We start from the raw sequence: 25,227 nt of genomic DNA, 5'->3' as shown, positions 1-25,227 counted from the left end.
GACCATAGCGGTCCGGAACCACCTGATCCCATCCCGAACTCAGAAGTGAAACGGACCTGCGCCGATGGTAGTGTGGCATGGCCCATGCGAGAGTAGGTCATCGTCAGGCTCCTAATACAAAACCCCAACACGGCAACGTGCTGGGGTTTTTTATTGGCCTCACAAAAGTGACCTACGATCGGCAAGACCCAATGCCCAACAGTCCCCACTCGCGAGCAACACGCGGTGCGCAACCCGCCAAAGCCTACCAGGCCCCATGGCTCATCTCGGCTCCCTAAAAACTGTCCAACAATCCCCTCAAATATCCATTCTTTGACAGCGCGCACAGTGACTCACCGCTGTTCTCTTTACCATGGCCTTAAAACGACACAAAAAATAACAAATACCATCAGAGACACTCATGCTCAAAACCACTGATAACGGCGCCCAGGAAGAACAACGCGTCGAGGGATGAGATGTCAGTATGTCCAGAACACTCTGTGCGATCGCATTTTGCCTTGCGGCGGCGTCGCTGAAAGCTGAACTGATGCCGATCAGTGATCACGCGATGTCGCAAATCACCGGTCAGGCGTTCATCTCGGTTGACCGACAGCTACACCCGGCTGCCGATAACGCCACCTCCTACACGCGGGTGAACCTGGGAATGGATATCGAGCTACAGACCAACGTCGACACGTTCGAGCTTGGTCGGTATGAGCGTGAGGGCGAGGCCGTGGGCACGTCTGACATTCTGATCGATAATTTTTCTCTCGGTTACATCTACGATGCCGAGTACTTCCAGCGCAATCCGGACGCCGCTCGTCAGGTGAAGGCCGATGGCAGCAGCTACCGGCAAGGGGAAATAGTCCCGTTCCAGATATCAAATCCGTACCTGGAATTTGCCTACGACGAATCCACGGAGGAGATCGTTGGCTTCCGTTTCGGTTTTGGGGAAGCCCAGGGCGTGCTGTCCGGGCAGATTCAGGCGCTTACCGGCAGCATCAATATCGATATTCTCGATCAGGGCGAAGGGCTCCAGGCCGCGGACTCGAACGGCAACCTGTTTGACCAGCTGGTGGGATACCTGACGCCTGTCCTGGCCGGCGGCAGTCCGCTGAAAACCAAGGCGCAGCTGGTGCAGGGCGACCCGGACCGTGCCCATTACGGGGCGCTCGACCCGATTCGTTCCGAGTATATCGGGGTGCCCAACGGTGAGAGATTCATTCTCGAAGACGTGAATTTCCTGGTGGCCGGGCTGATCGACATCATTTCCCCAACGCTCAGCTCCGAGCTGTACACGGAGAACTGCTCATTGCTGGGTGGGTGCGATGTGGTGGTGGTCGCCCAGCAGTGTGAAGTGCTGGGCATTGAAGCCTGCTTTGACCTCGGCATTTACAACAGTATGCCGGTGGGGGAGATCGAGGAGATTAACGGCCAGCGCCAGATTGTGGATGCGAAGGACGGTGCGTTCATTTCGTTCCAGACCAGGGATCTCGAGTACCTGGCGGATGTCGCCAAATCCAACCCGTCACCGGAAGACTTTATCAAGGCCACGGCCGGTGCGTTCTTCAATATTCCCAACGGTGCGGTGACCGTCAATCTCGAAGAGGCGTTGACCGGTATTGAAGGGCAGCGCCGCGAATACATCGATCGCGGCGTGGGGCTGTTCTGAATCGGCCAAGGAGGTTAGGGCATGATGTGTAACAGGATCTCCCAATTACTGTGTGCCGCGCTCCTGGCCGTCCTGGCAGGGGACGCCCTGGCCGATTTGCGGGATCTGTCCGACGCTGAGCTCTCCGAGGTCGACGGCGCGGGAATGGGGCTGGTGTTGGAGGACTTCAAGTTTGCGCACGGGACGGATATCGAGAACGGCCAGATTTTTCGCATCGGGGGCATCAAGAGTTCCCAGGGCGAAGACGTCGAGATCATCGTCAACAAGCTGTATATCGCGGCTGCCGGAAGCAATTACGGTGGAACGTTGGAGCCGGTCAATCTCGGGCGGCTGATCAATCCGTATCGAATCGATGTGGTCGATGGCGACGATATCGGTGTGCCGGACAAGGCGGTGCTTGAGTTCGCGGCGCCCCGCAAAATGGCGAACGCCGAGGGGTACGACTGCATGAGCGCTTCCGCGGGCGCCGGTAGCGGCACCTGTGCCAGCCGGCCGGCCACTGCCGATCTGCCCCAGGGGGAGCGCCCGGATATCGGCCTTCAGCTGAACTTCACTGTCGGCGAGCAGGCATCCGCCAACATTAATGTCCACGCCCAGAGTGCCGTCATAGACGGCAGCGTCATACGCTTATGGGGCGATGACGAGCGTAACCAGCTGGTTGGACAGTTCAAACTGAATTTCTATACGCCGGAATTGTCCATCAACGCCTGTGACCAGGATACCGCCGTGTGTGGATCTCGTATCCTGATGCGTCATTTCGCTCTCGAGCTTGCCCTGGGCAATGCGCTGCAGCCCATGTACCTGGATGTGGATGGCTCGGGTAATTTCGTGCTCGAAGTCGACCGCATCCGGCAACCGCTCGCCGGGGAAATCGGTTCCGATGGATTGCGGGCGAGCAGCGATGGCGCTGCCTGGGACTACTACGAGGGCTACTACACCAATCCTGAATACCGCAGCAGCGTCACCATCGGCAACCTGACCGTTGGCGACCGCGATTTCGGATCGGGCCAGATCAAAGGCATGTTGATCCAGCATCTGAAGATCAGGACGAAGGACCTGGCGCCATGAGAGGGATTCGACGGATGATCCGAAGCGGATGGCTGGTGGGGATGGCGCTTCCGGGGCTTGCGGTATTCGCCATGAACGCCGGGGCGGAAATGAAGCAACTGAACGACCAGGCGCTGGCCGGCGTGTCCGGCCGCGGCGGCATCTATCTGTCCGGGGATATCAGCATTAACGAAGATGGCGGCCCCATCCAGAACACCTACTTTGGCAGTTGTTCCGAGGCGGAGAAGCGTTGCGGCGCACGGTTGGCCTATCAACTGAAACAGGGTGGCGGGTGGATGGTTCTCGACGACTTCCGCGGTATGTTTGCGTTCGAGGGTCTGACGTTGCGCGTGCGGCACGTTGATTCCGGCTTCGGGGGCGACGGAGCGCTGTTCAACGGCGATGTTCTCGAAGTGGGGCTGCCCAATGTGGTTCGGTACGACGCCGTCAACTTCAAGGTGGCGACCAGCAGCACGGCGCGACCGACGGATCCGGGGTTTCAGCAAACCGATATCTTCGCCATCGAGATGCAGGGCGACGTGGTACTGGAAGGTAACCTGCTCGTGTTTCCCTCGGGCAATCCGTAAGCGGAACAATGATCAGTGGGAGTGATGCCATGAATGTGCGGCACATGAGCCAGCGATGCCTTTGTTCGATTCTGGCGCTTTCGCCGGGGGTGCTTGAGGCCGAGCTACAGCGTCTCAATGACGCGGATCTTGCCGGCATTCAGGGGCAGTCGGGCATCACCATGGAACTGGACCTGGCCGCCGAGGCCAACCGGTTGTCCTACTCTGATGACGGCAATGGCATCCACCTGGAGGGCTTGAGGATCGGCTCGGCCTCAGACCCCGAGGGCCATGCGCGGCAGATCTACACGGTGGATGTTTTGCCGGACGCCGGTTTGAATCTTGAGTACCAGGTCCGTGATCGTCGAATCGAATTTGCCGATATACGACTCGACGGGGCAGCCGGCACCAGCATGGGCGGCATCTTCTTCGACCACGATCTGGACGGTAACCTGCGGCTGTCACCGGGCGGCGCCCTGGGCGAGGCCGGATACCGTTTTGATGTGGCCTATGAACTGAATAACGGACGTCTGGGTTATCGCACCAACGGTAACGAGATTTTCCTCGACGGTGTCGCCATGCAGGTCGAGGCGCCGGGTTCCACCCTGGATGTCGTCGACTCGTCACTGCGCCTGGCGTCGCCGTCGGTCGTGGGCGCCTACAGCGTCGATGCGATCCGTTTTAGCGGCAACCCGTTAAACCACGGCGTCAGCGTGGATGCCTCCAGTGGCGAATGGCTTCCCAGTTACGGTTCCCTGGCCGGCAGCTATGATCTCGCCACTGAGACAAGCCTCACGGCGGGTGGGCGATTTGGTGCGGAAGGCTTCCGCATCGACAGTCAGACGACAGTCAACAGCGCCGATTTTATCTACAGCGATGACGGCTACGAGTTGGCCCTGCTGGGGATCAGTGGAGCCTACAGCATCGACAACCTGGCCTTCGACGTCGCTCCGGACTGGCAGGGGCGGCCGTCCCTGGCGCTGACCGTCGATCAGCTGCGGGGCGACCTGGCCATTCAGCGTCTGGAACTTGGTAACGCTGCTGCCAACCTCGGGCAGGTCAATCTGCAGTTCCTGTTTGCGGATCAGACCATCGGGGGGCGGTCATACACCAACGCCGTTTACCTGCAAGGCGGCGGCCATGAGGATGCCGGTCCCCAGGGGCTGCGTCTGGCCACGCAGTGGAGTCTGGCCGACGCCAGCCTGGCCTACACCGAAGACGGTAATACGGTCCGGTTCAGCGGATTGCAGTCCTGGGGGCAGGGGGATATCACCGTCAACGTCACGCGCGACGAAACCATCAATGGCACGGCCTTTTACGACGGCATTCGTTTAGGGTTCGAAGGTGTTGACGGAGGCTATCGCCTCAACGGATTGCGTGTGGGGGGCGACGATGCGCCCCTGCAAGGTGGCACTGAGTTGCTACTGGCGCTGGGTGTTTTTCCGGCCTATGACTTCGAGGTGGATGGCCACCTGACGATCGGGCCGGGTGGTGCCTCGGGCGAGGGGCTGACGATCAACTCCGATATCCAGATCCGCAACGGCCGTGCAGCCCTGATCGCGGCTCCTTATGACGAAGGAAACGGTGTCGTGCCCCAGCAGGGGCTGTGGGCTACCCAGTTGAGCTATGACGGCCACCTGCGAGACATGACGGTGGATGTAACGGCGGACGGCCTGGCTATTGTGAAAGGGGAGGCCTGGGGCGCGATGGATATCGGTAACCTGCGGGTTGGCGACAAAAACGACGGTGCCAGCTTTGGACGGATCGTAGTGCAGAACTATGAGCAGGGCAGCGCCATGACCCTCTCGGCGGGCGGCGCGGGCAACGTGTGTGTCGGCGGCTCCGGCGTGGATGCAACATCATGCTCGGCCAGTGGCGGCCATTGGGAGGCCCGGGGTGATGAAGGGGTGACCGTAGCGCTGAAACAGATTTACGCCCGCGCAGTGAGCAATAATCGGCGCAACGCGATTACCTGGGAGACCCACCGTAGCGAGGGCGCAAATGGCCCGGTGAACGGTACCGGCACGCAACTGGTCCTCGACGACATTCATACCAGTGACGGCGTTGATAGCGACGGGGACGGGCAGGAAGATAACCTTTACGGTATCCGGACGGATCTCTCTGTGGACATATACCGGACCCGCGTCGTGAAGAAGGACGACGGCGTCGATAGCAACGGCGTTGTCGGCAATCGCGGAGATGAGAAGATCATGGATGCCGGTGCCGCGGCGGGCTACCGCTATGTGGCTTCGCCCTCCAGTGAAGAACAGGCTGATCGGCCCCTGGGTTTTGCCGTCCAGGCGCATTCGCGATTCAAGGAGCTGGCCATCGAACGGATCGATCTGGTCCATCCCGCCGGGGGCGCAGCCACCGCCATCCATGGCGTCAGGCTGCAGAACCTGGATCTGCGTGCGAACCTGACCGCAACTCCGATCCAGTAGGGCGGCGCTTGCGGTTCCGAATCAGTATGATGCTCGCTGTTTTGTCTTTTGGGCGTGGCTGTTGTTTAATCCGGCCATTGTCCCGCGATCTGGCTGGCGAGTGTATAGATGATGAAAGAAAAACCGCTGCTTTCCATTCTGGCCGATGGGGAATGGCATTCCGGTGAAGATCTGGCCCAGGCGCTGGGTGTTAGCCGTACCGCTGTCTGGAAACAACTGAACCGGTTGATGGAGCAGGGGGTTGGCGTAGAACGGCTGCGTGGAAAGGGGTACCGGCTGACCGATCGCATCGATCTGCTCGATGCGGAGCGTATCGTCACACAGCTGCCCGATCGTCACCGGCAGGCTCTTCACCTGGATGTGTTCGACACCATCGACTCCACCAATGCCTACCTGATGCAGGGCGCTGATCTGCCTGGCAAGTCGGTGCGCGCCTGCCTGGCCGATCGCCAGGAGCAGGGTCGGGGGCGGCGGGGGCGGCCGTGGTCCAGCCCGCCGGGCGAGAATGTCTACTTGAGTATGGCGTTACGTCTGCAGGGTGGCTTTGCGGCTCTGGAAGGCCTGAGCCTGGTGGTCGGTGTCGCCGTCGCCCGGGCCCTTGAGTCGCTGGGGCTCGAACGTGCCGCGCTGAAGTGGCCTAATGATGTGTTGGTCGACAACCGCAAGCTGGCCGGCATCCTGATCGAGCTTCAGGGTGAGTTGGAAGGTGCGGCCGGCGTGATCATTGGCATTGGCATCAATACCCACATGTCGGACCGGGAACAGACCATCGATCAGCCATGGATCAGCCTGGACGGGGCTGCGCCCGACGTAGAGTGGCATCGTAACGATGTGGTTGCCGCGGTGATTCGCGAAACCCTCGATGTACTCGACAGCTTCGAGAGCAGTGGCTTCGCTGCCTGGCGCGATCAGTGGCAGAGTCGTGATGCTTTCTTCGGTCAACGGTTGCGCACAGAGCCTGACGGAGATGAAGGTTTAGGTGCGGGTATTGACGCGAGCGGTGCCTATCTTCTCGATATCGACGGGCGGCACAAGCCGCTGCGAGCCGGCGAACTCAGTTTGCGGCGCCGGGTATGAGCTATCTGTTGGTTGACGCCGGCAACAGTCGGATCAAGTGGCGTGCACGTTCCGACGATGGGCAATACCTTGACGGTGCTGGTCCTATGGGTGACGGCGGGCTGTTCGGTTCCCTTTCAGGCCACCCCATTGACGCGATTGCCGTTTCCACTGTCATTTCCGAAGCGGCTCGTGAAACTCTGTCTCGCAAGCTCCGTGACCAATTCGGTGTCGCTCCCGCCTTTTACTGGCCCCGGGTGTCCGAGTGCGGCGTCCGTTGTGCCTACGCCCGTCCCGAGACAATGGGTGCGGATCGCTGGCACGCTATGATCGGTGCCTGGCAGGCCGCGCGGGAGCCGCTGATGGTGGTGGATGCCGGGAGCGCTCTGACCATCGACCTGGTGGATGCCGGAGGGGGACATCTCGGCGGCTTTATCCTGCCCGGCCAGCGTTTGATGCGTGAATCCCTCGAGGACAAGACCGCTCGTGTCAGCTTCGGCGACGCCCTGTCCCTCGATACCTCTCCCGGCCAGAGTACCGATGCCTGTGTGCGCAATGGGCTCAGCTGGTTGTGGACCGGTGTCATTGAGCGAATCGACAAGCTGCGAGAGCAGCATCGCCTTGAGCGGATCTTCGTCACCGGTGGCGACGCTGAGGCGCTTTTGCAACTCGGATTGCAGGCTCAGTGGCGGCCGTCACTGGTGCTTGATGGGCTTGAATGCGTCGCCCGAGCGGGAATGCGGTCATGAAGTGGCTGATCGTCGCCCTGCTTCTGGTGAATGGACTATTGGTCCTGGCCGCTGTGGAGTGGAGTCCTCCCGGCGCCTTGGATGTGGCGGGGGCAGAGGGCAAACTGCCCCGGGTCGGCGATCTTAAGTTGGCATCGAGCTCACCTGAGGCGAATCCGTCGGGTGACAAGCCCCGGTTGAAAGCGGCGCCCGTCGAGGCGGTAAAGCCAGAGGTGCCGCGGGAGACATTAGCCTCGGACGGCGATTCGGGCGCGCATGCTGAGGATCGACATTGCTTCACGGTTCCCGGGTTTGAAAGCAGGGCGGACGCCCGGGCGTTTGCGAAAGGGTTGAACCTGGATGACGAGGGCATTCGGGTTGAGCCGCAGCGTGAGGTGTCTTCCCCCTATCACTGGGTCCTGATACCGCCCCTGCCGGGCCGGGATGCAGCCTTGCAGCGACTGGAGGAGCTTCAGCGCGGCGGTGTCGACAGCTATCTCGTTACCGAGGGCGAGTACCGCAATGCCATATCCCTGGGGCTGTTTGAGTCCGAAACCCTGGCATCTGACCTAAATGCCAGATTTCAGATGAAAAATATTGAAACGGTACTGGTCAACGTGGACCGAAATCAGATAAGCTACGCGCTCGTTTTTGAGGCCAGTCCGGGCCAGGATCTAGAGCAGATCGCACGGGCAGCCGAGCGAGTATCCGGTGATTCGGAATTGGGTGAAAAAGCTGTTTGTGAAGGTGTTGCATCACCCAATAAAAATCCGTAGTATACCGGCCTCGCTGATGAGGCGAATGTGAGCTGGCGTAGCTCAGTTGGTAGAGCAGCTGACTTGTAATCAGCAGGTCGGGGGTTCGATTCCGTCCGCCAGCTCCACTTTTTGCTTTTTGAGTTTGCGCGCTGCGGGCGTGTAAATTTGGAGGGGTTCCCGAGTGGCCAAAGGGATCAGACTGTAAATCTGACGCGAAAGCTTCGCAGGTTCGAATCCTGCCCCCTCCACCACTAATTGCTCGCGGGCATCGTATAGTGGCTATTACCTCAGCCTTCCAAGCTGATGACGCGGGTTCGATTCCCGCTGCCCGCTCCAATTTGGAAAGTGAAGCAGTATGCTCATGTAGCTCAGTCGGTAGAGCACATCCTTGGTAAGGATGAGGTCGGCGGTTCAAATCCGCCCATGAGCTCCATTATTTATCCGGTCAACGTCGCTCGATGAGAGTTGATTAGGGGGATAGGTCGAATGTCTAAAGAAAAATTTGAGCGTAGTAAACCGCACGTGAACGTGGGCACCATTGGTCACGTTGACCATGGTAAGACCACGCTGACAGCCGCTCTGACTCGTGTGTGTCACGAAGTATGGGGTACCGGTTCTGCAAGTGCTTTCGACCAGATCGATAACGCACCGGAAGAGAAGGCGCGTGGTATCACCATCGCGACCTCTCACGTTGAGTACGATTCCCCGACGCGTCACTACGCACACGTTGACTGCCCGGGCCACGCCGACTACGTGAAGAACATGATCACCGGTGCGGCGCAGATGGACGGCGCGATCCTGGTTTGCTCCGCAGCTGACGGCCCGATGCCGCAGACTCGCGAGCACATCCTGCTGTCTCGTCAGGTGGGCGTTCCGTTCATCGTTGTGTTCCTGAACAAGGCGGACATGGTCGATGACGAAGAGCTGCTGGAGCTGGTCGAGATGGAAGTTCGCGACCTGCTGAGCCAGTACGACTTCCCGGGCGACGACACTCCGATCGTCACCGGTTCCGCGCTGATGGCGCTGGAAGGCAAGGATGACAACGAAATGGGTACTACCGCTGTTAAGAAGCTGGTAGAAGCCCTGGACGAGTACATCCCTGAGCCGGAGCGTGCGATCGATCAGCCGTTCCTGATGCCGATCGAGGACGTCTTCTCCATCTCCGGTCGTGGTACCGTTGTGACCGGTCGTGTTGAGCGCGGCGTGATCAAGGTCGGTGACGAAGTGGAAATCGTGGGTATTCGCGACACCACCAAGACCACCTGTACCGGCGTTGAGATGTTCCGCAAGCTGCTCGACGAAGGTCGTGCCGGCGAGAACGTGGGTGTTCTGCTGCGTGGTACCAAGCGTGACGACGTTGAGCGTGGTCAGGTTCTGGCGGTGCCGGGTTCCATTACCCCGCACACCAAGTTCGAGTCAGAAGTTTACGTTCTGAGCAAGGAAGAGGGTGGTCGTCACACCCCGTTCTTCAAAGGTTACCGTCCGCAGTTCTACTTCCGTACGACTGACGTGACCGGTTCCTGCGAACTGCCGGAAGGTGTAGAGATGGTTATGCCGGGTGATAACGTCAAGCTGGTTGCCACTCTGATTGCTCCGATCGCCATGGAAGAAGGTCTGCGCTTCGCGATTCGTGAAGGCGGCCGTACCGTTGGCGCCGGTGTTGTAGCCAAGATTATTGAATAAGCACCAGGCAAGTTTAGGTGCAGGCCAGTAGCTCAATTGGCAGAGCAGCGGTCTCCAAAACCGCAGGTTGGGGGTTCGATTCCCTCCTGGCCTGCCATTTTCAATCCTTGGGATACAAAAGCTGATTCCTATGGAGTCTAAAGCACAACCGACAGCCGGTCGCTTCGATATTCTGAAGTGGCTGGTTGTTTTTGTCTTAATTGCCGCCGGTGTTGTGGGCAATCTGTATTTCGGAGCCGAGTCCCTTCTGTATCGGGTGCTCGGTCTTGTTGCGCTTGCGCTCGTCGCTGCCTTCGTGGCACTGCAGACAGATCGCGGTCGTCGCTTTGCGTTGCTGCTGAAAGAAGCGCGTGTCGAAATACGGAAAGTTGTATGGCCGACGCGTCCGGAGCTGGTTCAAACGACTTTTATTGTCGTTGCTTTCGTTCTGGTTGTGGCTCTCATTCTCTGGGGTATGGACTCGTTGATCAGTTGGCTGGTCTCCGGGGTAATCGGGTAACGTTGGAGAGAAGCGATGGCTAAGCGCTGGTATGTCGTGCATGCTTATTCAGGCTTTGAGAAGCACGTAATGCGCACTCTCCGTGAGCGTGTTGCCCTGAATGGTCTCGAAGAGCGGTTTGGTGAAATCCTGGTCCCGACCGAAGAAGTGGTCGAGATGCGGGACGGCAAGAAGCGCAAGAGTGAGCGTAAGTTCTATCCTGGCTACGTGCTCGTCCAGATGGAAATGGACGACGAAACCTGGCACATGGTGAAGAATACGCCCCGGGTTCTTGGCTTTATCGGCGGTACGAAAGACAAGCCGGCGCCCATCACCGAAAAAGAAGCGGAAGCGATTCTTCAGCGCGTTGAGAGCGGTGTTGATAAGCCCAAGCCCAAGACGTTGTTTGAGCCAGGCGAAATTGTCCGCGTTATCGAAGGTCCGTTTGCAGACTTTAATGGCGTGGTCGAAGAGGTTGACTACGACAAGAGTCGTGTTAAAGTCGCCGTCCTTATTTTTGGTCGCTCAACGCCTGTTGAGCTGGAGTTTGGTCAAGTCGAGAAAGACTGATCACAGAGATTTAGCGGGAAGCTCGCGCACTATTGTGACGCGGGCTTTTTGTGTCTGAGGAAGGGGAGCCGAAAGGCGTTTGAACCCATTAGGAGTAAATCATGGCAAAGAAAATCGAAGCGTATATCAAGCTTCAGGTTGCAGCCGGTCAAGCTAACCCGAGCCCCCCGGTGGGTCCGGCTCTGGGTCAGCACGGTGTCAACATCATGGAGTTCTGTAAGGCGTTTAACGCACAGACTCAAGGTATCGAGCCGGGCCTGCCGACTCCCGTTGTTATCACTGTATACAGCGATCGCAGCTTTACCTTCATCACCAAGACGCCGCCGGCTTCCGTTCTGCTGAAGAAGGCCGCTGGTATCAAGAGTGGTTCAAGTCGCCCGAACACCGACAAAGTCGGTACGGTGACTCGTGAGCAGCTTGAAGAAATTGCCAAGACCAAGGAGCCGGATCTCACGGCTGCCGACATGGACGCCGCTGTTCGCACTATCGCGGGCACTGCGCGTAGCATGGGTCTGAACGTGGAGGGCGTGTGATATGGCGAAGTTGAGCAAGCGTCAAAAGCTGATTCGTGAAAAAGTTGAGTCCACTCGCGCCTACTCCGTCGACGAAGCCGTTTCCCTGCTGGTGGAGCTGGGTGGCAACGTCAAGTTCAAGGAGTCCATCGACGTTTCCGTAAACCTGGGCGTTGACGCACGTAAATCCGACCAGGTTGTTCGCAGTTCTACGGTTCTGCCCAACGGCACTGGCAAGAGCGTGCGCGTTGCCGTCTTCACCCAGGGTGCCAATGCCGAGAAGGCAACGGCTGCCGGTGCGGATGTTGTCGGCATGGACGATCTGGCCGAAGAAGTGAAGAAGGGCAACATGGATTTTGACGTGGTTATCGCCACGCCGGACGCCATGCGTGTCGTTGGTCAGCTGGGTCAGATCCTGGGGCCGCGCGGCCTGATGCCGAACCCGAAAGTCGGCACCGTAACCCCGGATGTGGAAGCGGCTGTTCAGAACGCCAAGGCGGGTCAGGTTCGTTACCGGACCGACAAGAACGGCATCATCCACGCTCCGATGGGTAATGTTGAATTCTCTGCCCAGGCCATCAAGGAAAATCTTGAAGCCCTGCTGGCGGATCTTAAAAAGGCCAAGCCTTCATCGGCGAAGGGCGTTTACCTGAAGAAGGTAACTCTGTCCTCCACGATGGGGCCGGGCCTGACTATCGATCAGAGCGGTCTGGCTATCTGATTCCTGTTCGATAGAACCTTTGTAGTCTAGGCGGAAGCCAAGGCTGTCAAAGACCGCAGGCCCTGGAGGCGCTTAGGCGTCGAAGGGTTAAAGCAACGCCTGCGCAGACGGTGTGAAGACGTTCTCTGAACCCAAACACCGTACGGCGCCTTGAAGGATGCCGGTATCAAGGGTCTTAGGATCCGGGCCGGCGTCTGGAAAGGCAGAGATGGGTTTGCTGGCTTAGGTCAGCGAAATCAAGGAGAAATCCAGTGGCAATTCGACTCGAAGACAAGAAGGCGATCGTCGCTGAAGTCAACGAGACTGCCGGTGGTGCTCTGTCTGTCGTTCTGGCCGATTACCGTGGTATCACCTCCGGTGATATGACGACTTTGCGTGCCAAGGCTCGTGCCGAGAACGTCCGCTTGAAGGTTGTTCGTAACAACCTGGCCAAGCGGGCCATCGAAGGTACTGAGTTCGAGTGCATCAAAGACGCACTGGTCGGACCGACAATTCTGGCGTTCTCAATGGAAGATCCGGGCGCAGGCGCACGTCTGCTGAAGGATTTCGCCAAAGAGAGCGAGGTGTTCGAAATTAAAGGTTTGGCTGTCGGCGGTGAGCTGATGGGTGCAGACCAAATCGATCGCCTGGCCAAGCTGCCGACGCGCCACGAAGCGCTGTCCATGCTGGCCGCCGTTACACAGGCACCGATCACCAAGCTCGCGCGTACCCTCAACGAATTCCCGTCGAAGGTTACTCGTGCAGTCGCGGCAGTACGCGACCAGAAGCAAGACGCTGCTTGATTCTGTTGAATACGTTATTTTTAACATTTGGAGAAAGTCATGGCTCTGTCTAACGAAGACATTTTGAATGCAATCGCCGAAATGAGCGTCATGGACGTTGTCGCTCTGGTTGAAGCGATGGAAGAGAAGTTCGGTGTATCCGCTGCTGCAGCTGTTGCTGCTGCACCGGCTGCTGCTGGCGGCGAAGCTGCCGCTGCTGAAGAGCAGACCGAATTTGACGTTGTACTGACTGGTGCTGGTGACAAGAAAGTTAACGTCATCAAGGCCGTTCGCGAACTGACAGGCCTGGGCCTGAAAGAAGCGAAGGAAATGGTTGACAGCGCTCCGTCCACCGTTAAGGAAGCTGCTTCCAAGGACGACGCTGAAGAAGCCAAGAAGAAGCTTGAGGAAGCTGGCGCAGCCGTTGAGCTCAAGTAAGGGCTGGCTGTTGACCGCATACGTGCCTTAGGCATGAAATTGGCTGGTGGCAAAAGCCACCGGCCTTTTTCTGTTGTATATGCTATAACCTACAGCCCGAGTCTTGTTCGAGACGGCGCAGTTAGCCGAGCAATTCGGCCCCGAAGCAGGTAAATGTTTGCTTCTTGATACCAGGTATCAGGTCTAAAGCTGGGGAATGCAGATGACTTACTCCTACACTGAGAAAAAGCGGATTCGCAAAGACTTTAGCAAATTGCCTTCCGTTATGGATGTCCCCTATTTGCTGTCTATTCAGCTCGATTCTTACCGGGGCTTCCTGCAAATGGAAGCGGCAGCGGATTCGCGCCAGGAAACTGGATTGCACGCCGCCTTCAAATCCGTATTCCCGATTGTCAGTTACTCGGGCAACGCGGCGCTCGAATACGTGAGCTACCGCATTGGCGAGCCGGTATTTGATGTCAAGGAATGTCAGCTCCGGGGCGTGACATACGCTGCACCGCTGCGTGTGAAAGTTCGCCTGATTATTTATGACAAAGAATCGTCGAATAAGGCGATCAAAGACATTAAAGAGCAAGAAGTCTACATGGGCGAAATGCCCCTGATGACTGAGAACGGTACGTTCGTTGTTAATGGTACTGAGCGCGTTATCGTGTCTCAGCTGCACCGTTCTCCGGGTGTGTTCTTCGACCACGATAAAGGCAAGACGCACTCCTCCGGTAAATTGCTCTATTCAGCCCGGGTGATTCCTTACCGTGGTTCCTGGCTGGATTTCGAATTTGATCCGAAGGACAGCGTCTTCGTCCGGATCGACCGTCGCCGGAAGCTGCCGGCCACCATCCTGCTGCGTGCTCTCGACTTCTCGTCCGAGCAAATGCTGGACATGTTCTTCGATACCAGCAAGTTCCGTCTGGGCGAAGAGAGCTGCATGCTGGAGCTGGTCCCGAGCCGCCTGCGTGGTGATATCGCCACGTTTGACATCAAGGATCCGGACGGCAACGTCATTGTTGAGGAAGGGCGTCGCGTTACCGCACGTCATATCCGTCAGCTGGAAAAAGCCGGTATCAGCGAACTGGAAGTGCCGACCGCTTACCTCAACGGTCGTGTTACCGCCCGTGACATCGTTGACCAGTCCACCGGCGAGCTGATCCTCGAATGCAACACCGAGCTGACCGACGAGTCCGTCGAGAAGCTGCTGGCAGCCGGCATCAAGGATCTGGAGACCCTGTACACGAACGACCTCGACTGTGGTCCGTTCATGTCCGACACCCTGCGTAACGATCCGACCCGTAACCAGCTGGAAGCGCTGGTCGAGATCTACCGCATGATGCGCCCGGGCGAGCCGCCCACCAAGGAATCGGCCGAGAACCTGTTCAACAACCTGTTCTTCTCCGATGAGCGCTACGATCTGTCCGGCGTTGGCCGGATGAAGCTGAACCGTCGTCTGGGTCGTGAAGAATCCACTGGCCCGGGTACGCTGACCAACGACGACATCATCGATGTCCTGAAGACGCTGATCTCTATCCGTAACGGTCAGGGCAACGTCGACGATATCGATAACCTGGGCAACCGTCGTATTCGCTCCGTGGGCGAGATGGCCGAGAACCAGTTCCGCGTCGGTCTGGTGCGTGTTGAGCGTGCCGTGCGCGAGCGCCTGAGCCTGGCTGAAAGCGAAGGCCTGATGCCTCAGGACCTGATCAACGCCAAGCCGGTTGCGGCGGCGGTGAAAGAGTTCTTCGGCTCCAGCCAGCTGTCCCAGTTCATGGACCAGAACAACCCGCTGTCCGAAGTCACGCACAAGCGTCGTGTTTCGGCCCTTGGTCCTGGCGGTCTGACCCGTGAGCGTGCCGGCTTCGAAGTGCGTGACGTTCATCCGACCCACTACGGTCGTGTGTGTCCGATCGAAACGCCGGAAGGCCCGAACATCGGTCTGATCAACTCCCTGGCCACCTATGCCCGGACCAACTCCTATGGTTTCCTGGAGTCTCCGTACCGCAAGGTTGTCGACGGCGTTGTGACCGACGAGATTCAGTACCTCTCCGCTATTGAGGAGAGCAACTACGTCATCGCACAGGCGAGCGCGGCGACCGACGACAACGGCAAGCTGGTCGACGAACTGGTTACCGTGCGTCACCAGAATGAGTTTACGGTCACCCCGCCGGAGAACGTCCGTTTCATGGACGTCTCACCGCGCCAGGTTGTGTCTGTGGCAGCGTCGCTGATCCCGTTCCTCGAGCACGATGACGCGAACCGGGCCCTGATGGGTGCCAACATGCAACGTCAGGCGGTTCCGACGCTGCGTGCCGAGAAGCCGCTGGTTGGTACCGGTATCGAGCGCATCGTGGCCCAGGATTCCGGCGTTTGTGTCACCGCCCGTCGCGGTGGCCTGGTCGAAAGCGTGGATGCGGCCCGTATCGTTATTCGCGTCAACGATGACGAGACCGAGGCCGGTGATGCCGGTGTCGATATCTACAACCTGACCAAGTACACGCGTTCCAACCAGAACACGTGCATCAACCAGCGTTCCATCGTCAAGCAGGGCGAGATGATCGCTCGCGGCGACGTGCTGGCCGACGGCCCGTCCGTCGACCTGGGTGAGCTGGCGCTGGGTCAGAACATGCGCATCGCGTTCATGCCCTGGAACGGCTACAACTTCGAGGACTCCATCATGGTGTCCGAGAAGGTCGTTCAGGAAGATCGCTTTACCACCATCCACATTCAGGAACTGACCTGTGTGGCGCGTGATACCAAGCTGGGCAGCGAGGAAATCACGGCGGATATTCCGAACGTTGGTGAGAGCGCGCTGTCCAAGCTGGACGAGTCCGGCATCGTCTACATCGGTGCCGAGGTGGGTGCCGGCGATATCCTCGTGGGCAAGGTGACGCCGAAGGGCGAAACCCAGCTGACCCCGGAGGAGAAGCTGCTGCGTGCCATCTTCGGTGAGAAGGCGTCCGACGTGAAGGATACGTCTTCCCGCGTGCCAACCGGCACCCGCGGTACCGTCATCGACGTGCAGGTCTTCACTCGTGATGGTATCGAGAAGGATCAGCGTGCGCTGTCCATTGAGAAGGATCAGCTCGATCAGTTCCGCAAGGATCTGAAAGACGAGTACCGCATTGTTGAAGGCGCTACCTATGAGCGTCTGACCAATGCCCTGAAGGGGCAGGAAGTCATCAGCGGTCCGGGTCTGAAGAAAGGTGCCAAACTGGACGAGGCGTTCCTGGCGGACCTGCCGCGCGACGACTGGTTCAAGCTGCGCATGCAGGACGAGGCCCTGAACGAACTGCTGGAAAAATCCGAGCAGGCCCTGGAAGAGCGTCGCAAGGTGCACGAAGAGCGCTTTGACGACAAGAAGGGCAAGCTGCAGCAGGGCGATGACCTGGCGCCGGGCGTCCTCAAGATCGTCAAGGTTTACCTGGCGATCAAGCGTCGCATTCAGCCGGGTGACAAGATGGCCGGCCGTCACGGTAACAAGGGTGTTATCTCCGCGGTTATGCCGATCGAGGACATGCCTTACGACGAGCAGGGCAATCCGGTCGATGTGGTTCTCAACCCGCTGGGCGTTCCGTCGCGGATGAACGTCGGTCAGGTGCTCGAGACGCACCTGGGCGCTGCCGCAAAAGGGCTGGGTCACAAGATCAACGCCATGATCGCCGAGCAGAAGAAGGTGGCCGAGATGCGCGAGCTTCTGGGTGCCATCTACAACCACAGCGATGAGACCTTCGCGGTCCCGCTGGAGTCTCTGTCGGACGACGAGATCATGGAGCTGGCGCGTAACCTGCGCGAAGGGGTTCCGATGGCGACCGCCGTCTTCGACGGTGCCAAGGAAGCCGAAGTGAAGCGCATGCTGGAGCTGGCCGATATGGATACCAGCGGCCAGGTCACGCTTTACGACGGCCGCACAGGTGATGAGTTTGATCGTCCGGTGACCGTGGGCTACATGTACATGCTCAAGCTCAACCACCTGATCGACGACAAGATGCACGCCCGTTCCACCGGTTCGTACAGCCTTGTAACCCAGCAGCCGCTGGGCGGTAAGGCGCAGTTCGGTGGTCAGCGCTTCGGTGAGATGGAAGTCTGGGCCCTGGAGGCCTATGGCGCAGCTTACACGCTGCAGGAAATGCTCACCGTCAAGTCTGACGACGTGAACGGTCGGACGAAGATGTACAAGAACATTGTCGATGGTGACCATCGCATGGAGCCGGGTATGCCCGAATCTTTCAACGTTCTTGTCAAGGAAATCCGCTCGCTGGGTATCGACATCGAGCTGGAATCCGACTGAGCCGAATTGTTTTTTGGCAGCGTGAGCGGGCACGGCAACGTGCCCGCCCGAGATTAACGCCATCCGGAGCTGTTACTGATGAAAGATTTGCTGAATCTTCTCAAGAGCCAGAACCAGAAGCAGGAGTTTGACGCCATCCGTATTGGTCTGGCGTCCCCTGATATGATTCGCTCGTGGTCCTTCGGCGAGGTCAAGAAGCCGGAGACCATCAACTACCGCACGTTCAAGCCCGAGCGTGACGGTCTTTTCTGCGCCAAGATCTTTGGTCCGATCAAGGACTACGAGTGTCTGTGCGGCAAGTACAAGCGCCTCAAGCACCGCGGCGTTATCTGTGAGAAGTGCGGTGTTGAAGTCGCGCTGGCCAACGTGCGTCGCGAGCGCATGGGGCACATCGAGCTGGCCAGCCCGGTCGCTCATATCTGGTTCCTCAAGTCGCTGCCGTCCCGCATCGGCCTGATGATGGATATGACCCTGCGCGACATCGAGCGGGTTCTGTACTTCGAGTCCTTTATTGTGATCGATCCGGGCATGACCACGCTGGAGCGCGGTCAACTGCTGAACGACGAGCAGTACTACGAAGCCCTGGAAGAGTTTGGTGACGAGTTCGACGCCCGCATGGGTGCCGAAGCGGTCAAGGCGCTGCTGGAAGACATTGATCTGCAGGCCGAGGTGGACCAGCTGCGCGAGGAAATTCCGCAGACCAACTCTGAAACCAAGATCAAGAAGCTGAGCAAGCGCCTCAAGCTGCTGGAAGCGTTCCTGTTCTCCGGAAACCGTCCGGGCGACATGATCATGACCGTGCTGCCGGTTCTGCCGCCGGATCTGCGTCCGTTGGTACCGCTGGACGGCGGCCGTTTCGCAACGTCCGACCTGAACGATCTGTATCGTCGCGTGATCAACCGGAACAACCGCCTCAAGCGTCTGCTGGAGCTCAACGCGCCGGACATCATCGTGCGTAACGAGAAGCGGATGCTGCAGGAAGCTGTGGATGCGCTGCTGGACAACGGTCGTCGCGGCCGTGCCATCACCGGCACCAACAAGCGCCCGCTGAAATCCCTGGCTGACATGATCAAGGGTAAGCAGGGTCGTTTCCGTCAGAACCTGCTGGGTAAGCGGGTCGACTACTCCGGCCGTTCCGTCATCGTGGTCGGTCCGTACCTGCGCCTGCACCAGTGCGGCCTGCCCAAGAAGATGGGCCTGGAGCTGTTCAAGCCGTTCATCTTTGCCAAGCTCGAGCACCGTGGACTGGCGACCACCATCAAGGCCGCCAAGAAGATGGTCGAGCGTGAGGAAGCCGTTGTCTGGGACATCCTGGACGAGGTCATCCGCGAGCACCCGATCCTGCTGAACCGGGCGCCGACCCTGCACCGTCTGGGCATCCAGGCATTTGAGCCGGTTCTGATCGAAGGTAAGGCCATCCAGCTGCACCCGCTGGTCTGTGCCGCCTACAACGCCGACTTCGACGGTGACCAGATGGCGGTCCACGTACCGCTGACCCTGGAAGCCCAGCTTGAAGCGCGCGCGCTGATGATGTCCACCAACAACGTGCTGTCTCCGGCGAACGGTGAGCCGATCATCGTACCGTCGCAGGACGTGGTACTGGGTCTGTACTACATGACCCGTGAGCGCAAGACCGCGTTGGGCGAAGGCCGCACGTTTGCTGACACCAAGGAAGTGCATCGCGCCTACGGTGCCGGCAAGGTCGATCTGCAGGCCAAGATCAAGGTCCGGGTCAAGGAAGTGGTGCGTGACGAGGACAGCGGTGAGCTGAACGAAAGCTACAACATCGTTGATACTACCGTCGGCCGAGCGCTGCTGTTTGACATCGTTCCGGATGGCATGCCGTTCGAAATCGTCAACAAGCCGATGGTCAAGAAGGCGATCTCCAACCTGATCAACGTGTGCTACCGCACCGTGGGTCTGAAGGAGTCCGTTATCTTCGCCGACCAACTGATGTATACCGGTTTCCACTACGCGACCGTGTCCGGTACGTCCATTGGTGTGAACGACTTCGAAATTCCGCCCGAGAAGTACGAGATGATCAGTGCGGCCGAGGACGAGGTTCTGGAGATTGAATCCCAGTATGCCTCTGGTCTGCTGACTCAGGGCGAGAAGTACAACAAGGTGATCGACATCTGGTCACGGGCCAACGACAAAGTGTCCAAGGCCATGATGGAGCGCCTGTCCCAGGAAGAGGTGTTCGACGCCGACGGCAACCTGGTCAAGGACGAAGGCGGCGAGCAGGTCTATCAGGAGTCGTTCAACTCCGTCTATATGATGGCGGACTCCGGTGCCCGGGGTTCCGCAGCCCAGATTCGTCAGCTGGCGGGTATGCGGGGTCTGATGGCCAAGCCGGATGGCTCGATCATCGAGACGCCGATCACGGCGAACTTCCGTGAGGGTCTGAACGTACTTCAGTACTTCATCTCGACCCACGGTGCTCGTAAAGGTCTGGCGGATACCGCCCTGAAGACGGCCAACTCCGGTTACCTGACCCGTCGTCTGGTCGACGTATCGCAGGATCTGGTTGTGACCGAGAACGACTGTGGTACGGCCGAAGGCCTGCTGATGACGCCGCACATCGAAGGTGGCGACGTTGTTGTCCCGCTGGGCGACCGTGTCCTGGGTCGAGTGACTGCGCGTGACGTGTTCACGCCGACCGACAAGGAAAACGCGGTAGTGTCCGCAGGCACCCTGCTGGACGAGAAGACCATCGAGATGGTCGAGAAGGCCGGTGTGGATGAGATCTGGGTGCGTTCCGCCATCACCTGTGACACCAAGCACGGCGTCTGCTCCATGTGCTACGGCCGTGATCTGGCCCGTGGTCACCAGGTGAACGTCGGTGAGGCTGTGGGTGTTATCGCGGCCCAGTCCATCGGTGAGCCGGGTACCCAGCTGACCATGCGGACCTTCCACATCGGGGGCGCGGCCAGCCGGGCGTCTGCCGTGGACAACATCCAGGTCAAGCACGGCGGCACGGTTCGTCTGCACAACCTGAAGTCCATCGAGAAGGCCGACGGCACCCTGGTGGTGGTTTCCCGTTCCTCCGCTCTGGCGATCGCCGACGAGCAGGGTCGTGAGCGTGAGTGGTACAAGCTGCCGTACGGCGCGATGCTGTCCGTCAAGCAGGGCGACTCGGTTGACGCCGGTGCGGTGGTTGCCAAGTGGGATCCGCACACCCACCCGATCATCGCCGAAGGCGATGGCACGGCGAAGTTCGTAGGTATGGACCAGGGCATCACCGTCCGCACCCAGACCGACGAAATGACCGGTCTGTCCACGGTTCAGGTGATCGACCCGAAAGAGCGTCCGGCAGCGGGTAAGGACATCCGTCCGATGATCCAACTGGTGGACGACAAGGGCGAGGAAATCGTGCTGCCCGGCGGTAGTCCGGCCCAGTACTTCCTGCCGGCCAACGCGCTGGTCACCCTGAGCAACGGCGGTAAGGTCGAGATCGGTGATGTGGTCGCGCGTATTCCGCAGGAAAGCTCCAAGACCCGGGATATCACCGGTGGTCTGCCGCGGGTTGCCGACCTGTTCGAGGCGCGTCGTCCGAAAGAGCCGTCCATTCTGGCGGAAATCTCCGGTACCGTCTCTTTCGGTAAAGAGACCAAAGGTAAGAAGCGCCTGGTGATCACGCCGAAAGACGGCGATCCGTATGAGGTGCTGATTCCCAAGTATCGCCAGCTCAACGTGTTCGAAGGCGAAACGGTTGAGAAGGGTGAGGTGATTGCCGACGGTCCGTCCAACCCGCACGACATTCTGCGTCTGCTGGGCGTGGTCGAGCTGGCCAAGTACATCACCAACGAGATTCAGGACGTCTATCGTCTGCAGGGCGTTGTGATCAACGACAAGCACATCGAGGTGATCGTTCGCCAGATGCTGCGCAAGGTCGAAATCACGGACCCGGGCGATACCACCTTTATCTCCGGCGATACCGTCGAGTACCACCAGGTGGTCGAGGAAAATGCCCGGGTCGATGCAGAGGACAAGGAACCGGCGCGGTTCGAACGTCTGCTGCTGGGTATTACCAAAGCCTCGCTGGCAACGGACTCCTTCATCTCGGCGGCGTCGTTCCAGGAAACAACGCGTGTTCTGACCGAAGGCGCGGTGACAGGCAAGCGCGATTACCTGCGCGGCCTGAAGGAAAACGTTGTTGTAGGTCGCCTGATCCCGGCGGGTACCGGGTTGGCCTATCACAACGAACGCCGCCGCAAGCGTGACGCGACCGAAGGCCAGGGTGTTACGGCTGAAGATGTCGTCGAAGCGCTGAGCGCGGAGCTCAACCGCTAGGCCCGGTAAATACGGACTGGCAGTTGGTTAAAAAGGAAGCAGTCTTCTTGACTGCCCGGGGGCGCAGGCTTACACTTGCGTCCCTTAAATTTGCCCCTCGAGGGCAATGTCAATGATCCAGTATTTTGGAGTTTGCTTACATGGCAACGATTAATCAGTTGGTACGTAAGCCTCGTAAACGCAAAGTGGCGAAAAGCGACGTGCCGGCGCTTCAGAGCTGCCCGCAGCGTCGGGGTGTATGTACTCGTGTATACACCACCACGCCGAAGAAGCCGAACTCAGCACTGCGTAAAGTGTGCCGTGTTCGTCTGACCAACGGTTACGAGGTGTCTTCCTACATCGGTGGTGAAGGCCACAACCTGCAGGAGCACAGTGTTGTGCTGATCCGCGGCGGTCGTGTAAAGGACTTGCCGGGTGTTCGCTACCACACTGTTCGCGGTACTTTGGACACCCAGGGTGTTCAGAACCGTAAGCAGGGCCGTTCCAAGTACGGTACAAAACGACCCAAGTCCTGATTTCCCTAGCGGGTCTTTTATCGTTGCCTATCGACGATAAGAGTAAGGCTGAGTAGCCGGTCGGCTATCTCAGGGGTTCCTGAAGACCTTTTTTCACAGAGGGCTTATCGATGCCTAGAAGAAGAGTTGCAGCAAAACGGGAAATCATTCCTGATCCTAAATTTGGCAGCCAGCGTCTGGCCAAATTCATCAACCACGTTATGGAAAGCGGCAAGAAAGCCGTAGCCGAGCGCATTGTTTATGGCGCGCTCGATATCGTGGCTGACAAGTCCAAAGAAGAGCCGATCGAGATGTTCGAAAAAGCTCTGGAAAACATCCAGCCGATGGTCGAGGTTAAATCTCGCCGGGTTGGGGGTGCGACCTACCAGGTACCGGTAGAGGTTCGTCCTTCCCGTCAGAATGCTCTGGCAATGCGGTGGCTGGTTGAGTTCTCGCGCAAGCGTGGCGAAAAATCCATGGCCCAACGTCTGGCCGGCGAAATTCTGGATGCTGCCGACAGCAAAGGTGCGGCAGTTAAGAAGCGCGAAGACGTTCATCGCATGGCAGAAGCCAACAAGGCGTTCTCTCACTTCCGTTTCTAATAAGCCGAGGTTTTTACTGTGGCACGCAAGACCCCAATTAAGCGCTATCGTAATATCGGGATTTGTGCGCACGTTGATGCGGGCAAAACCACGACCACCGAGCGCGTTCTGTTCTACACCGGTATCTCCCATAAAATCGGTGAGGTGCATGACGGTGCGGCAACCATGGACTGGATGGAGCAGGAGCAGGAGCGTGGTATCACCATCACCTCTGCTGCCACCACCTGTTTCTGGCGCGGTATGGACCAGCAGTACGATGAGCATCGCATCAACATCATCGATACCCCGGGACACGTTGACTTTACCATCGAGGTAGAGCGTTCCCTGCGGGTTCTGGATGGCGCTGTTGTCGTATTCTGCGGCTCTTCCGGTGTTGAGCCCCAGTCCGAAACCGTTTGGCGTCAGGCCAACAAGTACGAAGTTCCGCGCATGGTGTTCGTCAACAAGATGGACCGTGCCGGCGCGAACTTCCTGCGCGTTGTTGACCAGATCAAGAACCGTCTCGGAGCGAATGCGGTTCCCATTCAGCTGCCGATTGGCGCTGAAGACCAGTTCGAAGGCCTGGTTGACCTGATCCGTAACAAGGCCATCTACTGGAACGAAGCCGACGCCGGCGCGACCTATGAAGAGAAGGACGTGCCCGCGGAAATGGCGGACGAAGTCGCCATGTACCGCGAGCAGATGGTTGAAGCGGCTGCTGAGGCCAACGAAGAGTTGATGGAGAAGTACCTGGAAGAGGGTGAGCTGTCCATCGACGATATCAAGAAGGGTCTGCGTCTGCGTACGATTGCCAACGAAATCGTTGTGGCAACCTGTGGTTCTGCATTCAAGAACAAGGGTGTTCAGGCTGTTCTGGATTCTGTCATCGAATTCCTGCCGGCGCCGGACGAAGTCAAGGCGATCCGCGGTGAAATCGACGATGAGGGTACCGAAGACACGCGTCCGGCTAACGACGACGCGCCGTTCTCCGCTCTGGCCTTCAAGATCGCGACGGACCCGTTCGTGGGCACTCTGACGTTCTTCCGGGTTTACTCCGGTAAGCTGGAAAGCGGTAACGCGGTCTACAACTCGGTCAAGCAGAAGAAAGAGCGTGTTGGCCGTATGGTGCAGATGCACTCTAAAGAGCGTAAGGAAATCAAAGAAGTTCTCGCGGGCGATATTGCTGCGGCTATCGGCCTGAAGAGTGTGACCACGGGTGACACTCTGTGCGACGAGAACTCCAAGATTGTTCTGGAGCGCATGGAGTTCCCGGAGCCGGTTATCTCCGTGGCCGTTGAGCCCAAGTCCAAGGCGGATCAGGAAAAGATGAGTGTTGCGCTGGGCAAGCTGGCCCAGGAAGACCCCTCTTTCCGTGTTCGCACAGACGAGGAATCCGGTCAGACCATCATCTCCGGCATGGGTGAGCTGCACCTGGACATCATCGTCGACCGCATGCGTCGCGAGTTCAAGGTGGAAGCGAATATCGGTAAGCCTCAGGTGGCGTACCGTGAGTGCATCCGTAAGGCTGTTGACGTCGAAGGCAAGTTCGTACGTCAGTCCGGTGGTCGTGGTCAGTACGGGCACGTCCATGTGAAGTTTGAGCCGATGCCGTTGGACGAAGAAGACGGGGATAACTTCGTTTTCGTCAACGAAATCGTTGGGGGTGTGGTTCCCAAGGAATACATTCCGGCGGTTTCCCAGGGCATTGAAGAGCAGATGCAGAACGGTATTATCGCTGGCTATCCGCTGCTGCGGATCAAGGCGACTCTGCATGACGGCTCTTACCACGATGTCGACTCGAACGAGATGGCGTTCAAGATCGCCGGTTCCATGGCGCTGAAAAAGGCCGCGGAACAGGCTAGTCCGGCGCTGCTCGAGCCGATGATGAAGGTTGAAGTCGTTACCCCGGAAGACTACATGGGTGATGTCGTTGGTGACCTGAACCGTCGTCGTGGTCTCGTTCAGGGTATGGAAGACGGCCCGTCGGGCAAGGTCATCCGTGCCGAGGTTCCGTTGTCGGAGATGTTCGGTTACGCCACCGATCTGCGTTCTGCCACGCAGGGTCGTGCGTCCTACGCGATGGAGTTCTCGCGCTACGCAGAAGCTCCTTCGAACATTGCCGAAGCGATCATCAACAAGGGTTGATACCCGGATTAAGAAACAGGAAGAG

The 25,227-nt window shown here is 58.6% G+C and carries 19 protein-coding genes, 5 tRNA genes and 1 rRNA gene; all 25 read left to right on the top strand.

Annotated features, from left to right (window positions below):
- Positions 1 to 109 (top strand): 5S ribosomal RNA (gene rrf, locus GQB00_RS21185); the annotation flags it as partial.
- A gap of 354 nt (positions 110 to 463) precedes the next feature.
- A complete protein-coding gene (locus tag GQB00_RS21180; RefSeq protein WP_165857706.1) occupies positions 464 to 1,651 on the top strand; it encodes a hypothetical protein in 1,188 nt (395 codons plus the stop codon).
- 21 nt (positions 1,652 to 1,672) lie between these two features.
- A complete protein-coding gene (locus GQB00_RS21175) occupies positions 1,673 to 2,719 on the top strand; it encodes a hypothetical protein (protein ID WP_228276975.1) in 1,047 nt (348 codons plus the stop codon).
- Between the two features lie 89 nt (positions 2,720 to 2,808).
- Entirely contained in the window at positions 2,809 to 3,285 is a 477-nt protein-coding gene (locus GQB00_RS21170; RefSeq protein WP_416234174.1) for a hypothetical protein, read from the top strand.
- Positions 3,286 to 3,314: 29 nt separating this feature from the next.
- Complete coding sequence (locus GQB00_RS21165; protein ID WP_228276974.1) at positions 3,315 to 5,705, top strand: DUF6160 family protein; 2,391 nt, start codon at positions 3,315 to 3,317, stop codon at positions 5,703 to 5,705.
- Between the two features lie 108 nt (positions 5,706 to 5,813).
- Positions 5,814 to 6,782, top strand: coding sequence for a bifunctional biotin--[acetyl-CoA-carboxylase] ligase/biotin operon repressor BirA (gene birA, locus GQB00_RS21160; protein ID WP_207950900.1), 969 nt, complete (start codon positions 5,814 to 5,816; stop codon positions 6,780 to 6,782).
- Complete coding sequence (locus tag GQB00_RS21155; protein ID WP_111498325.1) at positions 6,779 to 7,510, top strand: type III pantothenate kinase; 732 nt, start codon at positions 6,779 to 6,781, stop codon at positions 7,508 to 7,510. The genes birA and GQB00_RS21155 overlap by 4 nt, the downstream gene beginning before the upstream one ends.
- Positions 7,507 to 8,265 (top strand): SPOR domain-containing protein, encoded by a 759-nt coding sequence (locus GQB00_RS21150; RefSeq protein WP_165857703.1) that lies wholly within the window; start codon positions 7,507 to 7,509, stop codon positions 8,263 to 8,265. The genes GQB00_RS21155 and GQB00_RS21150 overlap by 4 nt, the downstream gene beginning before the upstream one ends.
- A 31-nt stretch (positions 8,266 to 8,296) precedes the next feature.
- Positions 8,297 to 8,372, top strand: a tRNA-Thr gene (locus GQB00_RS21145).
- A gap of 42 nt (positions 8,373 to 8,414) precedes the next feature.
- A tRNA-Tyr gene (locus tag GQB00_RS21140) sits at positions 8,415 to 8,498 on the top strand.
- A 10-nt stretch (positions 8,499 to 8,508) separates the two neighbouring features.
- A tRNA-Gly gene (locus GQB00_RS21135) sits at positions 8,509 to 8,583 on the top strand.
- A 21-nt stretch (positions 8,584 to 8,604) separates the two neighbouring features.
- A tRNA-Thr gene (locus GQB00_RS21130) sits at positions 8,605 to 8,680 on the top strand.
- A gap of 53 nt (positions 8,681 to 8,733) precedes the next feature.
- A complete protein-coding gene (tuf, locus tag GQB00_RS21125; protein WP_111498314.1) occupies positions 8,734 to 9,930 on the top strand; it encodes an elongation factor Tu in 1,197 nt (398 codons plus the stop codon).
- 21 nt (positions 9,931 to 9,951) lie between these two features.
- Positions 9,952 to 10,027, top strand: a tRNA-Trp gene (locus tag GQB00_RS21120).
- Positions 10,028 to 10,060: 33 nt separating this feature from the next.
- Positions 10,061 to 10,429 carry a preprotein translocase subunit SecE gene (gene secE / locus GQB00_RS21115; protein ID WP_111498323.1) on the top strand — a complete coding sequence of 123 codons (369 nt, stop codon included), beginning with the start codon at positions 10,061 to 10,063 and terminating at the stop codon, positions 10,427 to 10,429.
- Positions 10,430 to 10,444: 15 nt separating this feature from the next.
- Positions 10,445 to 10,978, top strand: a complete 534-nt coding sequence (gene nusG, locus GQB00_RS21110; RefSeq protein ID WP_111498322.1) for a transcription termination/antitermination protein NusG — start codon at positions 10,445 to 10,447, stop codon at positions 10,976 to 10,978.
- Between the two features lie 101 nt (positions 10,979 to 11,079).
- Positions 11,080 to 11,511, top strand: coding sequence for a 50S ribosomal protein L11 (gene rplK / locus GQB00_RS21105; protein ID WP_111498321.1), 432 nt, complete (start codon positions 11,080 to 11,082; stop codon positions 11,509 to 11,511).
- 1 nt (position 11,512) lies between these two features.
- Positions 11,513 to 12,211: a 50S ribosomal protein L1 gene (rplA, locus tag GQB00_RS21100; RefSeq protein ID WP_111498320.1), complete on the top strand. Its 699-nt coding sequence runs from the start codon at positions 11,513 to 11,515 to the stop codon at positions 12,209 to 12,211.
- Between the two features lie 251 nt (positions 12,212 to 12,462).
- Positions 12,463 to 12,993: a 50S ribosomal protein L10 gene (rplJ, locus tag GQB00_RS21095; protein ID WP_111498319.1), complete on the top strand. Its 531-nt coding sequence runs from the start codon at positions 12,463 to 12,465 to the stop codon at positions 12,991 to 12,993.
- Positions 12,994 to 13,032: 39 nt separating this feature from the next.
- The gene (gene rplL / locus GQB00_RS21090) at positions 13,033 to 13,410 is read left to right on the top strand and encodes a 50S ribosomal protein L7/L12 (RefSeq protein ID WP_111498318.1); all 378 of its coding nucleotides are present in this window, start codon (positions 13,033 to 13,035) and stop codon (positions 13,408 to 13,410) included.
- A 202-nt stretch (positions 13,411 to 13,612) separates the two neighbouring features.
- Positions 13,613 to 17,689, top strand: a complete 4,077-nt coding sequence (rpoB, locus tag GQB00_RS21085; protein ID WP_111498333.1) for a DNA-directed RNA polymerase subunit beta — start codon at positions 13,613 to 13,615, stop codon at positions 17,687 to 17,689.
- Between the two features lie 78 nt (positions 17,690 to 17,767).
- Positions 17,768 to 21,982: a DNA-directed RNA polymerase subunit beta' gene (rpoC, locus tag GQB00_RS21080; protein WP_111498317.1), complete on the top strand. Its 4,215-nt coding sequence runs from the start codon at positions 17,768 to 17,770 to the stop codon at positions 21,980 to 21,982.
- A gap of 140 nt (positions 21,983 to 22,122) precedes the next feature.
- On the top strand, positions 22,123 to 22,497 hold the full coding sequence (gene rpsL, locus GQB00_RS21075) for a 30S ribosomal protein S12 (RefSeq protein WP_004580739.1): 375 nt from the start codon (positions 22,123 to 22,125) through the stop codon (positions 22,495 to 22,497).
- Positions 22,498 to 22,607: 110 nt separating this feature from the next.
- Positions 22,608 to 23,078, top strand: coding sequence for a 30S ribosomal protein S7 (gene rpsG, locus GQB00_RS21070; RefSeq protein ID WP_111498316.1), 471 nt, complete (start codon positions 22,608 to 22,610; stop codon positions 23,076 to 23,078).
- A gap of 18 nt (positions 23,079 to 23,096) precedes the next feature.
- Entirely contained in the window at positions 23,097 to 25,202 is a 2,106-nt protein-coding gene (fusA, locus tag GQB00_RS21065) for an elongation factor G (RefSeq protein WP_111498315.1), read from the top strand.
- Positions 25,203 to 25,227: the final 25 nt, after the last annotated feature.

The organism is Marinobacter sp. JSM 1782161 (assembly GCF_011421605.1).
Classification (GTDB): Bacteria; Pseudomonadota; Gammaproteobacteria; order Pseudomonadales; family Oleiphilaceae; genus Marinobacter_A; species Marinobacter_A bohaiensis.
This window is presented reverse-complemented; position numbering and strand designations above follow the sequence as displayed.

Coding starts and splice junctions, on each gene's coding strand:
- birA (WP_207950900.1), top strand. CDS start 5,814: ATGATGAAAGAAAAACCGCTGCTTTCCATTCTGGCCGATGGGGAATGG.
- rpoC (WP_111498317.1), top strand. CDS start 17,768: ATGAAAGATTTGCTGAATCTTCTCAAGAGCCAGAACCAGAAGCAGGAG.
- secE (WP_111498323.1), top strand. CDS start 10,061: ATGGAGTCTAAAGCACAACCGACAGCCGGTCGCTTCGATATTCTGAAG.
- GQB00_RS21170 (WP_416234174.1), top strand. CDS start 2,809: ATGAAGCAACTGAACGACCAGGCGCTGGCCGGCGTGTCCGGCCGCGGC.
- nusG (WP_111498322.1), top strand. CDS start 10,445: ATGGCTAAGCGCTGGTATGTCGTGCATGCTTATTCAGGCTTTGAGAAG.
- GQB00_RS21175 (WP_228276975.1), top strand. CDS start 1,673: ATGATGTGTAACAGGATCTCCCAATTACTGTGTGCCGCGCTCCTGGCC.
- rpoB (WP_111498333.1), top strand. CDS start 13,613: ATGACTTACTCCTACACTGAGAAAAAGCGGATTCGCAAAGACTTTAGC.
- GQB00_RS21180 (WP_165857706.1), top strand. CDS start 464: ATGTCCAGAACACTCTGTGCGATCGCATTTTGCCTTGCGGCGGCGTCG.
- rplA (WP_111498320.1), top strand. CDS start 11,513: ATGGCGAAGTTGAGCAAGCGTCAAAAGCTGATTCGTGAAAAAGTTGAG.
- rpsG (WP_111498316.1), top strand. CDS start 22,608: ATGCCTAGAAGAAGAGTTGCAGCAAAACGGGAAATCATTCCTGATCCT.
- rplL (WP_111498318.1), top strand. CDS start 13,033: ATGGCTCTGTCTAACGAAGACATTTTGAATGCAATCGCCGAAATGAGC.
- tuf (WP_111498314.1), top strand. CDS start 8,734: ATGTCTAAAGAAAAATTTGAGCGTAGTAAACCGCACGTGAACGTGGGC.
- rpsL (WP_004580739.1), top strand. CDS start 22,123: ATGGCAACGATTAATCAGTTGGTACGTAAGCCTCGTAAACGCAAAGTG.
- rplK (WP_111498321.1), top strand. CDS start 11,080: ATGGCAAAGAAAATCGAAGCGTATATCAAGCTTCAGGTTGCAGCCGGT.
- GQB00_RS21155 (WP_111498325.1), top strand. CDS start 6,779: ATGAGCTATCTGTTGGTTGACGCCGGCAACAGTCGGATCAAGTGGCGT.
- GQB00_RS21165 (WP_228276974.1), top strand. CDS start 3,315: ATGAATGTGCGGCACATGAGCCAGCGATGCCTTTGTTCGATTCTGGCG.
- GQB00_RS21150 (WP_165857703.1), top strand. CDS start 7,507: ATGAAGTGGCTGATCGTCGCCCTGCTTCTGGTGAATGGACTATTGGTC.